A 13795-nucleotide genomic window follows, 5' to 3' on the forward strand; every position below is an offset into this window, starting at 1 on the left:
CCCTGCCGGTCAGGAGTCACCGGCGCGACAGTGGTGTCCATGAACGAGAACGAGATCGAAGGCCTGATCGGAATCGGACTGACCCTCGGGATCCTGGTCCTCCTGGCCCTCCCCTCCCTGCTCGGGCACCTGCGCGACAGGCGCATCGACCGGCAGATCAGGGAGGCCCAGGAGGCCCTGGACGGGGAGCGGGATCAGAAGTCCTCGTCGAGGTCGACGGTGCCCTCGACGGCGACCTGGTACGCGGAGGGGCGGCGCTCGAAGAAGTTCGTCAGCTCCTGAACGCCCTGGAGCTCCATGAAGGAGAAGGGGTTCTCGGAGCCGTACACCGGGGCGAAGCCGAGGCGCGTCAGCCGCTGGTCGGCCACGCACTCCAGGTACTGCCGCATCGAGTCGGTGTTCATGCCCGGGAGGCCGTCACCGCACAGGTCGCGCGCGAACTGCAGCTCGGCCTCGACGGCCTCCTTGAGCATGTCGGTGACCTGCTGCTGAAGCTGGTCGTCGAAGAGGTCGGGCTCCTCCTTGCGGACGGTGTCGACCACGTCGAAGGCGAACGACATGTGCATCGTCTCGTCGCGGAAGACCCAGTTGGTGCCGGTGGCCAGACCGTGCAGCAGACCCCGGCTGCGGAACCAGTAGACGTACGCGAAGGCGCCGTAGAAGAACAGGCCCTCGATGCACGCGGCGAAGCAGATGAGGTTGAGCAGGAAGCGGCGGCGGTCGGCCTTGGACTCCAGCCGGTCGAGCTTCTCGACCGAGTCCATCCACGTGAAGCAGAACTGCGCCTTCTCGCGGATGGACGGGATGTTCTCCACCGCGGCGAAGGCCGCCGCCCTGTCCTCCGGGTCGGGGAGGTAGGTGTCCAGCAGCGTCAGATAGAACTGGACGTGCACGGCCTCCTCGAACAGCTGGCGCGACAAGTACAGGCGCGCCTCCGGGGAGTTGATGTGCTTGTACAGCGTCAGCACCAGGTTGTTCGCGACGATCGAGTCACCGGTCGCGAAGAAGGCGACGAGCCGGCCGATGAGGTGCTGTTCCTCGGGGGTGAGCTTGGCGAGGTCGGCGACGTCGGAGTGGAGGTCGACCTCCTCCACGGTCCAGGTGTTCTTGATGGCGTCCCGGTAGCGTTCGTAGAAGTCCGGGTAGCGCATGGGGCGCAGGGTGAGCTCGAAGCCGGGGTCGAGCAGGTTGGTGTTACGGGACATTACTGGCAGGCCTCGCAGGACTCGGGGTTTTCCAGGGAACAGGCGACCGCTTCGGGGTCCGCGGCGACCTGTGCGGGGACGGCGGGCTGCGCCTGGGCGGCGCGGGCGATGCGCGTCGCGGGGCGCGAGCGCAGGTAGTACGTCGTCTTCAGCCCGGACTTCCAGGCGTAGGCGTACATGGAGGAGAGCTTGCCGATGGTCGGTGTCTCCATGAACAGGTTCAGCGACTGCGCCTGGTCCAGGAACGGGGTGCGGGCGGCGGCCATGTCGATCAGGCCGCGCTGGGGGATCTCCCAGGCCGTGCGGTACAGGGCGCGGACGTCCTCGGGGATCCACCGGAAGTCCTGCACCGAGCCGTTGGCCTCGCGCAGCGCCTCGCGGGTGCGGGCGTCCCAGACGCCGAGGTCCTTCAGGTCCTGCACCAGGTAGGAGTTGACCTGGAGGAACTCGCCGGAGAGGGTCTCGCGCTTGAACAGGTTCGACACCTGCGGCTCGACGCACTCGTACACACCGGCGATCGACGCGATGGTGGCCGTCGGCGCGATCGCCAGCAGCAGCGAGTTGCGCATGCCCGTCTCGGCGATGCGCGCGCGCAGCGCGGCCCAGCGCTCGGGCCAGGTGAACTCGGCGTCGTAGTGGTCGGGGTGCAGCACACCCCGGGCCGTACGGGTCTTCTCCCAGGCGGGCAGCGGGCCGTTGCGCTCGGCGAGGTCGGCGGAGGTCTCGTACGCGGCGAGCATGATCCGCTCGGCGATCCGCGTGGACAGCGCCTTGGCCCCGGCCGAGTCGAACGGCAGGCGGAGCTTGAAGAAGACGTCCTGGAGGCCCATCACCCCGAGGCCGACCGGCCGCCACTTGGCGTTGGAACGCCCCGCCTGTTCGGTGGGGTAGAAGTTGATGTCCACCACGCGGTCGAGGAAGGTGACTGCGGTGCGGACGGTGGCGTCCAGGCGGTCCCAGTCGATGTCCCCGTCCCGGACGAAGGCGCCGAGGTTGACCGAGCCGAGGTTGCAGACGGCCGTCTCGCCGTCGTTGGTGACCTCCAGGATCTCGGTGCAGAGGTTGGAGGAGTGGATGACGTTGCCGGGCTCGGCGGTCTGGTTGGCGGTGCGGTTGGCGGCGTCCTTGAAGGTCATCCAGCCGTTGCCGGTCTGGGCCAGGGTGCGCATCATCCGGCCGTACAGTTCCCGCGCGGGGAGGGTCTTCCTGGCCAGGCCGGCGGCTTCCGCCTCGCGGTAGGCGGTGTCGAAGTCCTCGCCCCACAGGTCGACGAGTTCGGGAACGTCGGCGGGGGAGAACAGGGACCACTGGGCGTCGGCGTTGACCCGGCGCATGAACTCGTCCGGGATCCAGTGGGCGAGGTTCAGGTTGTGCGTACGGCGGGCGTCCTCACCCGTGTTGTCCCGCAGCTCCAGGAACTCCTCGATGTCGGAGTGCCAGGTCTCCAGGTAGACCGCGGCGGCGCCCTTGCGGCGCCCGCCCTGGTTCACGGCGGCGACCGAGGCGTCCAGGGTCTTCAGGAACGGCACGATCCCGTTGGAGTGCCCGTTCGTCCCCCGGATCAGCGAACCGCGCGAGCGGATGCGGGAGTACGACAGCCCGATGCCGCCGGCGTGCTTCGAGAGCCGGGCGACCTGGTGGTAGCGGCCGTAGATGGAGTCCAGCTCGTCCAGCGGGGAGTCCAGCAGATAGCAGGACGACATCTGGGGGTGGCGGGTGCCGGAGTTGAACAGGGTGGGGGAGGAGGGCAGGTAGTCCAGGCGGCTCATCAGGCCGTAGAGCGAGGCGACCTCGTCCAGGGAGCGGGTCGTGTCGTCCTCGGCCAGGCCGCTCGCGACGCGCAGCATGAAGTGCTGGGGCGTCTCGATGACCTTGCGGGTGATCGGGTGGCGCAGCAGATAGCGGCTGTGCAGGGTGCGCAGGCCGAAGTAGCCGAAGCGGTCGTCGGCGCCCTCCGCCACGGCCGAGTCCACCAGCGCGTCCAGCCGGCCGGCGTGGGTGCGCACGAACGCGGCGGTGCGGTCGGCGACCAGGCCCTCACGGTGACCCACCTCGATCGACCAGGTGAAGGAGGTCACGCCCTGGGAGGCGGCCTCGGCCCGGATCGCGAGGGTCAGCAGCCGGGCGGCCAGCTTGGAGTAGGCGGGGTCCTCGGCGATCAGGCCGGCGGCGGCCTCCGTGGCCAGCTCGCGCAGCTCCGCCTCGTCGGCCCGCGCGGACCGGCCGCGCAGCGCGGCGGCGGCGACCCGCCCGGGGTCGGCGTCGGGCAGGTCGGCCGTCAGCTCGGACAGCGTCCGCAGCAGCGCGGTACCGGGGCCGTCGGTCTCCGGTCCGCTGACCGAAGCCGGGTCGGCTGGCGCGATGGTCACGTGGGGGTCTCCCTCGCTCGGCACGGGGCCTGGCGGAGGGCAGGGGGCGACCACGAGCGCGCACGGCGTCGCGTCCGCCGGCCCACTCCACGAGGCCCGGACGTCGGGCACACCGGCCGGACGGCCGGGTGCGCTGTCGGCAGGTCCTCGGACTGACGCTCGTACGCGGATACGCACAAGTACACCGTTGCGGGACAGTTCCGGATTCGCACCGGATTCCCCTGCGACGACAGCGAGCATGAGCATACATCTTGTGCCGGGCTGTCGTGTCACCCCCAGATGTTGTGTCCGGGTGGTGTCAGAGTGTCAACTCGTAAGTGAGCAGCGTGATGTCGTCCAGCTCCGGTACGGGATTCCAGTCCCGTTCCGGAGTGCGCACGAAGCCCAGACGTTCGTAGATGCGGTGGGCGGTGTGCATGGTGCGCTGGGTGGACAGGACGATGGCCGTGCAGCCCGCCGTGGCCCTCGCGCGCTCGACGCAGGCCCGGACGAGCGCCTCGCCGGTGCCCCGGCCGCGGGCCGCGTGGTCCACCGCGAGCATGCGGATCTCCGCCTCGCCGGGACGGGCGATGTCCGCCATGGGGCCGCCGGACGGGACGAAGGTGACGCCGCCGAGCGGCCGGTCGTCCGCCACGGCGACGAGGACCTCGGCGGCGGCGGCGCGTTTGGCGACGTCCCTCAGCTCGTCCAGGTACGCGTCGCTCTCGCCGAAGTCCAGGAGGCCGTCTTCGAGGTAGGCCTGGGCGGTGATCTCGCCGAGGGCGGCGTACTCGGCAGGGGCGGCGGGCCGGATGACGATGTCCATGGGCCGAGTGTGCGGTACGGGTACGACAAGGCGCCGTGGGTTTTCCCGGGGCCCGTCGCGGAGGGCCGCTCGTCACCCGCCCGGACCGGCGAAGGCAGCGGGCCGCCGACGCGTCTGCTGTCGGCGGCCCGCTGCGGATGTCGCGTGGGTCAGTGCGCGCTGCCCGCGGTGGCCGGCGGCAGTTCCACCTGGACGTCGGGGTCGCCGGAGTCCGCCGTGTAGTCGTCCGGCTTGGTCTCGTCGATTCCCTCGGGGGCCTTCAGGGCCTTCAGGACGACCGTCAGGACCACGGTGACCACGACGTTCAGCACGAACGCCGTCAGGCCGATGTAACCGATCTCGCCGATGCCGGGGATCTCCTTCGCGGAGCCGCCGAAGTGCTTCTGCGTGGGCGAGGCCACCCCGTACGCGGCGGCCGTGCCGTAGACCATGCCGACCGCCCAGCCGGCCAGCAGCGCCCAGCGGTGGAACCAGCGGGTGAACAGGCCGCCGACCAGGGCCGGGAAGGTCTGCATGATCCAGATGCCGCCCAGCAACTGGAAGTTGATGGCGACGGTCTTGTCCATGGTGAGGACGAAGACCAGGGCGCCGACCTTCACCAGCAGGGACACCAGCTTGGAGACCTTGGTCTCCTCCGCGGGCGTCGCGTCCGGCTTGATGAAGTCCTTGTAGATGTTGCGGGTGAAGAGGTTGGCCGCCGCGATGGACATGATCGCCGCCGGGACCAGGGCGCCGATGCCGATCGCCGCGAACGCCACGCCGGTGAACCAGTCCGGGAACATGTCCTCGAACAGCTGCGGGATGGCCAGCTGGCCGTTGGAGACCTTCACCCCGGCCGCGATCGCCATGAAGCCCAGCAGCGCCAGCAGACCCAGCATCAGGGAGTACAGCGGCAGGATCGTGGTGTTGCGGCGGATCACCTCACGGCTGCGGGACGACAGGGTCGCGGTGATCGAGTGCGGGTACATGAACAGCGCGAGCGCCGAGCCGACCGCCAGCGTGGCATACGTCCACTGGCCCGCCTCCGGTGGCGTGACCGCCCCGCGTGGTTTGCCGGTGGCCGGGTTGACCTGGCCGAGGGCCTGGCCCGCCTTGGCGAAGACGTCGTCGAAGCCGCCCAGCTTGATCGGGATGTAGATGATCGCCACCGCGATGACGATGTAGATCAGCGTGTCCTTGACGAACGCGATCAGCGCGGGGGCGCGCAGACCGGAGGAGTACGTGTAGGCGGCCAGCACGCCGAAGGCGATGAGCAGGGGCAGGTCCTTGACGAACCAGTTGGTGTTCTCGCCGCCGCCGACGCCCATCACGTCCAGCACCGCCTGGATGCCGACCAGCTGGAGCGCGATGTACGGCATCGTCGCCAGGATGCCGGTCAGCGCCACCGCCAGCGACAGGCCCTTGGAACCGAACCGGCCGCGCACGAAGTCGGAGGTGGTGACGTATCCGTGGCGGTGCGAGACCGACCACAGGCGGGGCAGGAAGGTGAAGATCAGCGGGTACATCAGGATCGTGTACGGCACCGCGAAGAAGCCGGACGCGCCCGCCGCGTAGACCGCCGCCGGTACGGCGACGAAGGTGTACGCCGTGTACAGGTCGCCGCCGAGCAGGAACCAGGTGATCCAGGTGCCGAAGGACCGTCCGCCCAGGCCCCATTCGTCCAGGGAGTGCTCGTTCTCGGCCCTGCGCCAGCGCGCGGCCATGAAGCCCAGGACCGTGACGGCCAGGAAGAAGAAGATGAAGACGCCGAGCGCGACGCCGTTGACGCCGTCCTTCACTTCGCCGCACCCCCGCTCGCTTCCTTGCGGGCGCGCTGGTCACGCTGCCAGAGCTTGTACGCCAGCATGGTGAGCGCGGCGGAGATCGGCACCCAGAGCATCTGGTACCAGTAGAAGAACGGTATCCCGATGAGCGCCGGGTCGGTCTTGGCGTACGAGCCGACCCACAGCATCGCCACGAAGGGCGCGACGAGACACAGGGCGATGATCACCCTGCCCGGTGTCACCACCGGTGGTCTCACTTCAGGCGTTTCGGACATGCCACGGCTCCGTCCCCTCGCTGATCACCTGTGCAATGAGCAGGAAATCTAGGTGACCGCGTCAGGACAGCGGAAGCCCTCGTCCGCATATCGGTATGCCGATTCGGCGAACGTGTCCAGCCGTTATCCGGCCGTTACTCCACCGGGCGCTTCAACCGGGCGACGAACTTGTAGCGGTCCCCGCGGTAGACCGAGCGCACCCACTCCACCGGCTTGCCCTCGCGGTCCAGCGAGTGGCGGGAGAGCATCAGCATCGGCAGGCCCACGTCGGTGCCGAGCAGACCGGCCTCGCGGGGGGTGGCCAGGGAGGTCTCGATGGTCTCCTCGGCCTCGGCGAGGTGGACGTCGTAGACCTCGGCGAGCGCGGTGTACAGCGAGGTGTACTTCACCAGCGAGCGCCGCAGGGCGGGGAAGCGCTTGGCCGACAGATGGGTGGTCTCGATCGCCATCGGCTCGCCGTTGGCCATGCGCAGCCGCTCGATGCGCAGCACCCGGCCCCCGGCGGTGATGTCGAGCAGCTCGGCGAGCCGGTCGTCGGCGGTGATGTACCCGATGTCCAGCAGCTGCGAGGTCGGCTCCAGGCCCTGGGCCCGCATGTCCTCGGTGTAGGAGGTGAGCTGGAGCGCCTGGGAGACCTTGGGCTTGGCCACGAAGGTGCCCTTGCCCTGGATGCGTTCGAGCCGGCCCTCCACGACCAGCTCCTGCAGGGCCTGGCGCACCGTGGTGCGGGAGGTGTCGAACTCGGCGGCCAGCGTGCGCTCGGGCGGGACCGGCGTACCCGGCGCCTGCGTCTCCGTCATGTCGAGCAGGTGCTTCTTCAAGCGGTAGTACTTGGGCACGCGCGCGGTACGGGTGGTGCCTGCCTCGTTCTCCGCACTGCTGACGTCGGTGCTCATGCTCTGCCTTCCCGGCTCCGAATGCCGAAAGCGACCGACATCCCATCGGCCACGGCTCACATCGTGGCACGGGTTGCTGTGCCGGCACTCCACCCGCACGCTCCGTGATCCCCTCTGTATACCGCCGCACCCGCTGTTGGTCTAGTCCATCGGGCGGGTGAGCGGGCCGGGGAGAGCACAAGCCGAGGGCCCGGGGCGGGCAGCCTCCGCGGAGCGGCGAGCCGCCGTGACCGCCGCCGGTGCGGCGAGCCGCCGTCACCCCTCGCCGAAGCGGCGAGCCATCGTGACCGCCGCCGGAGCGGTGGGCCTCCGTCACCCCTCGCCGAAGCGGCGAGCCATCGTGACCGCCGCCGGAGCGGTGGGCCTCCGTCACCCCCGCCGGTGCCGAGGCCCGCCGTCGGTGGCGCCGGCGCCCTCGGCGGGCTTCGTCAGAGGCCCTGCCACTGCGGCTTGTTGGCGTAGGTGTGGCGGAAGTAGTCGGCCAGCTTCAGCTTGGACGCGGCGGCCTCGTCGACCACCACCGTGGCGTGGGGGTGGAGCTGGAGCGCGGAGGCGGGGCAGACCGCCGCCACCGGGCCCTCGACCGTCGCGGCGACCGCGTCCGCCTTGCCCTCGCCCGTCGCCAGCAGCACCAGGTGCCGGGCCTCCAGGATCGTCCCGATGCCCTGGGTGATGACGTGGTGCGGGACCTGCTCGATGTCACCGTCGAAGAAACGGGCGTTGTCGACCCGGGTCTGCTCGGTCAGCGTCTTGATCCGGGTGCGCGAGGCGAGCGAGGAGCACGGCTCGTTGAACCCGATGTGTCCGTCGGTGCCGATGCCGAGCAGCTGGAGGTCCACCCCGCCGGCCTCGGCGAGGGCCCGGTCGTACGCCTCGCACGCCGCCTGGACGTCCTGCGCCGTGCCGTCCGGACCCATGAACGCGTCCATCCCTATGCCCAGCGGCTCCAGCACCTCACGGCGCAGCACCGAGCGGTAGGACTCGGGGTGGTCCGCGGGCAGCCCCACATACTCGTCGAGCTGCGCGATCCGCGCCCGGGAGGCGTCCACGGCGCCGGAGCGCACCTTGGCGGTCAGCGCCTGGTAGATGGGCAGCGGGGTGGAGCCGGTGGCCACGCCGAGCAGGGCGTCGGGCTTGCGTCGCAGCAGCTGCGCCATGGCCTCGGCGATGAGCTCGCCGCCCGCCGCGGCGTCCGGAACGATGACAACTTCCACGCTGGGCCTGCCGTTCTGAAGTGGGCTCTGTGCGTCTATGTGGTTTAGACCAATCTAACAGAGCCCCCGTTCGAGAGCGCGGGAAGAAGCGGGGAAGACCCGGGAAATTCTCAGGTGAGGGAGCCCCCCGTCGCGTCCAGCCAGTGACCGGTCACCCAGCGGCCGTCGTCCGAGGCCAGGAAGGCCACGACGTCCGCGACGTCGGCCGGCGTTCCCACCCGTCCCAGCGCGGAGATCGCGGCGGCCTGGGCCTGGCCGTCCTCCGTGCCGTGCAGGAACTCCGCGGTGTTGTCGGTGTCGATGATGCCGGGCGCCACCGAGTTCACCGTGATCCCGCGGGGGCCGAGCACCTTGGACAGGTCCCGGGTGAGGACGTCCAGCGCCGCCTTGGTCATGGAGTAGGCCAGGAGGTGGGGCATCACGGCGGTCCGCGCCAGGCCGGACGATATGTTCACCACCCGACCGCCGTCGCGCAGCCGGTCCACGCCGAGCCGGGTCACGAAGAACGGCGCCTTCGCGTTCACCGCGAACAGCCGGTCGTACTCCTCCTGCCCGATCTCCTCGAAGGACCGCGCGGTGCCGATGCCCGCGTTGTTCACCAGGATGTCCACGCCGTCCGCGTGACGGTCGAACTCCGCCCACAGCCGCTCGGCGTCCCCCGGGGTGCCCAGCTCCACCCCGATCGCGAACGCGGAGCCGCCCGCCGCCTCGATCGCGGCCACCGTCTCCTCGGCCGCCTTCTCGTTGGTGCCGTAGTGCACCGCCACGCGGGCGCCGTCGCGCCCCAGCCGCTCGGCGATGCCCCGCCCGATGCCCCGGCTCGCACCCGTGACCAGTGCCGTCTTCCCTGTCAGCGCGCCCATGGCCGCCCCCTCTGATTTGTCTAACGGTCGCTACAGAAAGACCGTACACCACCCTGCCGACAATTTTCTAGGGGTCGCTATAAAATGGTGCCCATGGCCACCGGGCAGGACACACAGGGGAAGAGCGGCGGCGCGGGCCGGACGCGGGGCAGGCCGCGCTCCTTCGACCGCGCCACGGCACTGGAGAAGGCGCTGCTGGCCTTCTGGCAACACGGGTACGAGGCCACCTCGGTCTCCGACCTGACCCGCGTCATGGGCATCGGCGCCCCCAGTCTGTACGCGGCCTTCGGCGACAAACAGTCCCTCTTCGACGAGGTCGTCCGCGTCTACAGCGGCACCCACGGCGCCTTCGGCGCGCGCGCCCTGGAAGAGGAACCCACGGCCCGCGAGGGCATCGCCCGCATGCTCCGCGAGGCCGCCGCCGAGTACACCGACCGGTCCCACCCGCAGGGCTGCATGATCATCCACGCCGCCATCAACTGCACCAACCCCGAGGTCGAGGCGTTGCTGCGGGACCGGCGCAACGCCAACATCGCCGGTATCGAAGCCCGGATCCGGGCGGACATCGCGGCCGGGCTGCTGCCGGCCGGCACCGACGCCGCCGCCCTCGCCCGGCACACCGGCGCCGTGATCCAGGGCATGTCCCAGCAGGCCCGGGACGGCGCACGCCGGGAGGAACTGGAAGCACTCGCGGAAATTGCCATGGCCATCTGGCCCCACGACTGACCCGGGCGGGCTAGGCTGCGTGGCATCGCGGGGCGGTGCCTGTCACGGCGCGGACGCTTCCGCACCATGGACACGCCGACGTGGTCTAGTCCAGAATCGAACAACAACAAGCCTCCGTCTTCCCCGCACAGGAGGACGGACCGAGGATCCGGTGCTCTCTGCCCTGACTGCTCCGGCTCCTCGACCTTCGGCCGACCGGGACCGCACACCCCACGGCCGTTGATGCTCCGGGCTGCGGTGCCGGGAGGGTTGAGGGTCCCTTCCAGGCGCCGCGGCCCGCGGGTGTTTTTCCGGCCACCGTCAGGCCCCGGGTACGCTCGCACACGTGCCCTCCATGAACGAACTCGTACGCCAGCACACCGCCCTGGACGACTCCGACCTCGAGTGGCTCCACCTGCTGGTCTCGGAGTGGCAGCTGCTCTCCGACCTCTCCTTCGCCGACCTGGTGCTCTGGGTGCCCACCCGGGACGGCACCCGGTACGTCTCGGTCGCCCAGATGCGCCCCAACACCGGCCCGACCTCCTACCAGGACGACATGGTCGGCCACCTGGTCCCGCGCGGCCGGCGGCCGATGCTGGACGTGGCGCTGGACGAGGGCCGGATCGTGCGCGAGGGCGACCCGGAGTGGCGTGAAGAGGTCCCCGTACGGGTCGAGTCCATCCCGGTGCGGCGTGAGGGCCGGGTCCTCGGCGTGATCGCCCGGAACACCAATCTGCTCACCGTGCGCACCCCGAGCCGCCTGGAGCTGACCTACCTCCAGAGCGCCTCCGACCTGGCCCAGATGATCGCCGCCGGTTCCTTCCCGTTCCCCGGCCAGCAGGTCGACATGGACGCCTCCCCGCGCGTCGGTGACGGCCTGATCCGGCTGGACGCGGACGGCGTCGTCCAGTACGCCTCCCCGAACGCCCTGTCCGCCTACCACCGGCTCGGCCTCGCCGCCGACCTGGTCGGCCACCACCTCGGGCAGACCACCGCCGAACTCGCCCCCACCCGGGGCCCCGTGGACGAGGCGCTGGCGAAGGTGGCCAGCGGCTGGGCGCCGCGCGAGTTCGAGATCGAGGCGCACGACGGTGTCATCCAGTTCCGGGCCATCCCGCTCAAGCCCAAGGGCACCCGCATCGGTTCGCTGGTGCTGCTCCGGGACGTGACGGAACTGCGGCGGCGGGAGCGGGAGTTGATCACCAAGGACGCCACCATCCGGGAGATCCACCACCGGGTGAAGAACAACCTCCAGACGGTCGCGGCCCTGCTCCGGCTCCAGGCCCGGCGCATCGAGTCCGAGCGCGGCCGGGAGGCGCTGGAGGAGGCGGTCCGCCGGGTCGGCTCCATCGCGATCGTGCACGAGACGCTGTCGCAGAACCTGGACGAGCGGGTCGAGTTCGACGACATCGCGGACCGGGTGCTGGCCATGGTGGCCGAGATCTCGCCGGGCAAGGTCACCGGCCGGCGCACCGGACGGTTCGGCATACTCGACGCCGAAGTGGCCACCCCGCTGTCCATGGTCCTCACCGAGATCCTGCAGAACGCCCTGGAACACGGCTTCCGCGAGGGCGACACCGGCACGGTCGAGGTCTCCGCGGTGCGCGGGGGCACCACCAAGGAGGCCCGGCTGCTGGTCACCGTCCAGGACGACGGCATCGGCCTGCCCGAGGGCTTCGATCCGCACCGCTCGGGCAACCTCGGTCTGCAGATCGTACGGACGCTGGTGGAGGGTGAGCTGGGCGGATCCTTCGACATGGTGCCGGCGTCCGGGCGCGGGACCCGGGTGATCCTCGACATCCCGGTGCGGGCCCAGAAGTAGGCGCCTTCGTTGCGGTGGCGCCTTGGGGGAGGCGGCAACTCGGTTGTCCGCCAGGGTGCTTAGCGGAGAAGGCGCCCCAAGGCGCCGTCCGCGATGTGCTCGGGCACAGCAAAAAGCCCCGGACCGCCATTGGTCCGAGGCTGATGCTCGTTGCTGCTCTGCTTTATCGCTAAGCGCTCCGGGGGAACTGCGCGCTGCGGCTCGGGGGCGGGAGATGCGTACGTGCTGTGCGCGCCGCCAAGCTCAGGCTGTCAGCAGGGGTGGGTATGTCAGGCGGAGGCCTGACGGGCCCGGTTGCGGGCGGCGCGGCGCTTCATGGCGCGGCGCTCGTCCTCGCTGAGACCACCCCAGACGCCGGAGTCCTGACCGGACTCGAGCGCCCACTGCAGACACTGCTCGATCACCGGGCAGCGACGGCAGACGGCCTTGGCTTCCTCGATCTGCAGCAGCGCAGGACCGGTGTTGCCGATGGGGAAGAAGAGCTCGGGGTCTTCCTCGCGGCAAACGGCGTTGTGACGCCAGTCCATGGCTGCTACCTCTCCTTGGTATTACGTGCAGGTTGCTTGTGAATGTGAACGCTTTCACGAATCCCTCAACAAGTGAAGGGCCGACTGCCGAGTTCACACCCGGCGTGGTCCTTGGTTTGAAGAGGGGTTCCGGTGATCAGTGGAGGCCGGTGTTGCGGGCCGTCCCGATCGCCACGTAGAGACTCGCAAACCTCGGCGGCGGATACAACCCCTTCCGGGAAGTTTTTTTTGATTCCTCGGTGTCGACTAGGTCACAGCCGTACTTCCATGGGGTGGATCCTGGCCTAAACGTTCGAGTGAAAGGACTTTTGCCCGTTCCGCTCACACAATCACACGCAGTGCACGGCGTACGCCTGTGAACGTCACGCTCGTGCGCAGCCCGAGGTGGTCACCGTCCATCTGAAGGGGCAGCGGCACCTTCGAATGCAAGGTGAACTGATCCAGATCATGGAGCGAGACCGCGTGCTTGCCGTGCGGCCCGCGCTCGGGGGACGAAGTGAGCAACTGGGTGCCATACCGGGCAACCGCGGCCGTCGAGAGACGGCTGAGACCCAGCACGTCGATGCCGGTGTCGAACGACGCCTTGGGTGACGTGTACATGGGACGATTGCCGAGGTACGTCCACGGGGACGTGTTCGAGACTATGGCGACGACAAGATCCTCGACGGGGTCCGCGCCGGGCCGTTCCAGGGTGATCGTGCCGTTGCGGCGGTTCGGCTCGCCCAGGAACTGCCGGACCACCTGCCGGACGTAGAGCGCGTGGGTCGACTTCTTCCCGCGCTCGCGCTGCTGCTCGACCCGGCCGACCACGCCCGCGTCGAAGCCGAGCCCGGCGTTGAAGGTGAACCAGCGGGCCGGCACCGCCTCGTCCTCGGTGCCCGGCGGGCCCGACGTCAGACCGAGGCCGACGATCCGCTCGGTGCCGTCGCGCAACGCGTCCAGCAGCGCGCCGGTGGCCTCGACGGGATCGTTGGGCAGGCCCAGTGCCCGGGCGAAGACGTTCGTGGACCCACCCGGGACGACGGCCAGACCGGGGAGGTGTTCGGGGTCCGGGCCGGCGTGCAGGAGGCCGTTGACGACCTCGTTGACCGTGCCGTCGCCGCCGAGCGCCACCACCAGGTCGATGTCGTCGCTCTCCGCCGCCTGCCGGCCGAGGTCGCGGGCGTGGCCGCGGTACTCGGTGGTGACCGCCTCCAGCTTCATCTCGCTCGCCAGCGCGTGGATGAGCACATCGCGTCTGCGTGCGCTTGTGGTGGTAGCCGCCGGATTGACCACGAGAAGTGCACGCATGCATGGCAGCGTACCTACTGGGGGGTATCGGGCCCAGCCCGAGGTAGGGATCCGGTAAGAG

The 13795-nt window shown here is 69.9% G+C and carries 13 protein-coding genes and 1 riboswitch; of the genes, 3 read left to right on the forward strand and 10 right to left on the reverse strand.

Going from position 1 to position 13795, the window contains the following annotated elements; translation table 11 throughout:
• The first annotated feature begins 39 nt into the window (after nt 1-39).
• On the forward strand, nt 40-282 hold the full coding sequence (locus IH25_RS41660; protein WP_167346026.1) for a hypothetical protein: 243 nt from the start codon (nt 40-42) through the stop codon (nt 280-282).
• On the opposite strand, the gene IH25_RS0116235 is transcribed toward IH25_RS41660, so the two are convergent.
• The 8 genes from IH25_RS0116235 to IH25_RS0116270 all read right to left on the reverse strand — a co-directional run bounded on the left by IH25_RS0116235 (nt 195) and on the right by IH25_RS0116270 (nt 9390).
• The gene (locus IH25_RS0116235) at nt 195-1205 is read right to left on the reverse strand and encodes a ribonucleotide-diphosphate reductase subunit beta (protein WP_030609788.1); all 1011 of its coding nucleotides are present in this window, start codon (nt 1203-1205) and stop codon (nt 195-197) included. The genes IH25_RS41660 and IH25_RS0116235 overlap by 88 nt on opposite strands.
• Nucleotides 1205-3574 carry a ribonucleoside-diphosphate reductase subunit alpha gene (locus tag IH25_RS0116240; protein ID WP_030609790.1) on the reverse strand — a complete coding sequence of 790 codons (2370 nt, stop codon included), beginning with the start codon at nt 3572-3574 and terminating at the stop codon, nt 1205-1207. The genes IH25_RS0116235 and IH25_RS0116240 overlap by 1 nt, the downstream gene beginning before the upstream one ends.
• A gap of 121 nt (nt 3575-3695) precedes the next feature.
• Nucleotides 3696-3820, reverse strand: a riboswitch (cobalamin riboswitch).
• Nucleotides 3821-3872: 52 nt separating this feature from the next.
• Entirely contained in the window at nt 3873-4379 is a 507-nt protein-coding gene (locus IH25_RS0116245) for a GNAT family N-acetyltransferase (protein ID WP_030609793.1), read from the reverse strand.
• Nucleotides 4380-4528: 149 nt separating this feature from the next.
• Complete coding sequence (gene mctP, locus IH25_RS0116250; RefSeq protein WP_030609796.1) at nt 4529-6157, reverse strand: monocarboxylate uptake permease MctP; 1629 nt, start codon at nt 6155-6157, stop codon at nt 4529-4531.
• Nucleotides 6154-6417 (reverse strand): DUF3311 domain-containing protein, encoded by a 264-nt coding sequence (locus tag IH25_RS0116255; RefSeq protein ID WP_030609799.1) that lies wholly within the window; start codon nt 6415-6417, stop codon nt 6154-6156. Before IH25_RS0116255 ends, mctP begins: the two co-directional genes overlap by 4 nt.
• Before the next feature lie 134 nt (nt 6418-6551).
• Complete coding sequence (locus IH25_RS0116260) at nt 6552-7313, reverse strand: GntR family transcriptional regulator (protein ID WP_030609802.1); 762 nt, start codon at nt 7311-7313, stop codon at nt 6552-6554.
• 428 nt (nt 7314-7741) lie between these two features.
• Nucleotides 7742-8527, reverse strand: coding sequence for a glucosamine-6-phosphate deaminase (gene nagB, locus IH25_RS0116265; protein ID WP_030609805.1), 786 nt, complete (start codon nt 8525-8527; stop codon nt 7742-7744).
• Nucleotides 8528-8637: 110 nt separating this feature from the next.
• Nucleotides 8638-9390, reverse strand: a complete 753-nt coding sequence (locus IH25_RS0116270) for an SDR family oxidoreductase (protein WP_030609807.1) — start codon at nt 9388-9390, stop codon at nt 8638-8640.
• 93 nt (nt 9391-9483) lie between these two features.
• On the opposite strand from IH25_RS0116270, the gene IH25_RS0116275 reads away from it, so the two are divergent.
• Complete coding sequence (locus tag IH25_RS0116275; protein ID WP_037655047.1) at nt 9484-10116, forward strand: TetR/AcrR family transcriptional regulator; 633 nt, start codon at nt 9484-9486, stop codon at nt 10114-10116.
• Between the two features lie 325 nt (nt 10117-10441).
• The gene (locus tag IH25_RS0116280) at nt 10442-11917 is read left to right on the forward strand and encodes a sensor histidine kinase (RefSeq protein WP_078844271.1); all 1476 of its coding nucleotides are present in this window, start codon (nt 10442-10444) and stop codon (nt 11915-11917) included.
• 269 nt (nt 11918-12186) lie between these two features.
• Here the strand turns inward: IH25_RS0116280 and IH25_RS0116285 are convergent, their stop codons facing one another.
• Nucleotides 12187-12444: a WhiB family transcriptional regulator gene (locus tag IH25_RS0116285; RefSeq protein WP_003992873.1), complete on the reverse strand. Its 258-nt coding sequence runs from the start codon at nt 12442-12444 to the stop codon at nt 12187-12189.
• Between the two features lie 321 nt (nt 12445-12765).
• Nucleotides 12766-13734, reverse strand: coding sequence for a diacylglycerol/lipid kinase family protein (locus IH25_RS0116290; protein ID WP_030609816.1), 969 nt, complete (start codon nt 13732-13734; stop codon nt 12766-12768).
• Nucleotides 13735-13795: the final 61 nt, after the last annotated feature.

The organism is Streptomyces achromogenes subsp. achromogenes, from assembly GCF_000720835.1.
Classification (GTDB): Bacteria; Actinomycetota; Actinomycetes; order Streptomycetales; family Streptomycetaceae; genus Streptomyces; species Streptomyces achromogenes.

Excerpts from the sequence above, each read along its gene's own strand:
- IH25_RS41660 (WP_167346026.1), top strand. The coding sequence starts at position 40 with ATGAACGAGAACGAGATCGAAGGCCTGATCGGAATCGGACTGACCCTC.
- IH25_RS0116235 (WP_030609788.1), bottom strand. The coding sequence starts at position 1,205 with ATGTCCCGTAACACCAACCTGCTCGACCCCGGCTTCGAGCTCACCCTG.
- IH25_RS0116245 (WP_030609793.1), bottom strand. The coding sequence starts at position 4,379 with ATGGACATCGTCATCCGGCCCGCCGCCCCTGCCGAGTACGCCGCCCTC.
- IH25_RS0116255 (WP_030609799.1), bottom strand. The coding sequence starts at position 6,417 with ATGTCCGAAACGCCTGAAGTGAGACCACCGGTGGTGACACCGGGCAGG.
- IH25_RS0116260 (WP_030609802.1), bottom strand. The coding sequence starts at position 7,313 with ATGAGCACCGACGTCAGCAGTGCGGAGAACGAGGCAGGCACCACCCGT.
- IH25_RS0116270 (WP_030609807.1), bottom strand. The coding sequence starts at position 9,390 with ATGGGCGCGCTGACAGGGAAGACGGCACTGGTCACGGGTGCGAGCCGG.
- IH25_RS0116275 (WP_037655047.1), top strand. The coding sequence starts at position 9,484 with ATGGCCACCGGGCAGGACACACAGGGGAAGAGCGGCGGCGCGGGCCGG.
- IH25_RS0116285 (WP_003992873.1), bottom strand. The coding sequence starts at position 12,444 with ATGGACTGGCGTCACAACGCCGTTTGCCGCGAGGAAGACCCCGAGCTC.
- IH25_RS0116290 (WP_030609816.1), bottom strand. The coding sequence starts at position 13,734 with ATGCGTGCACTTCTCGTGGTCAATCCGGCGGCTACCACCACAAGCGCA.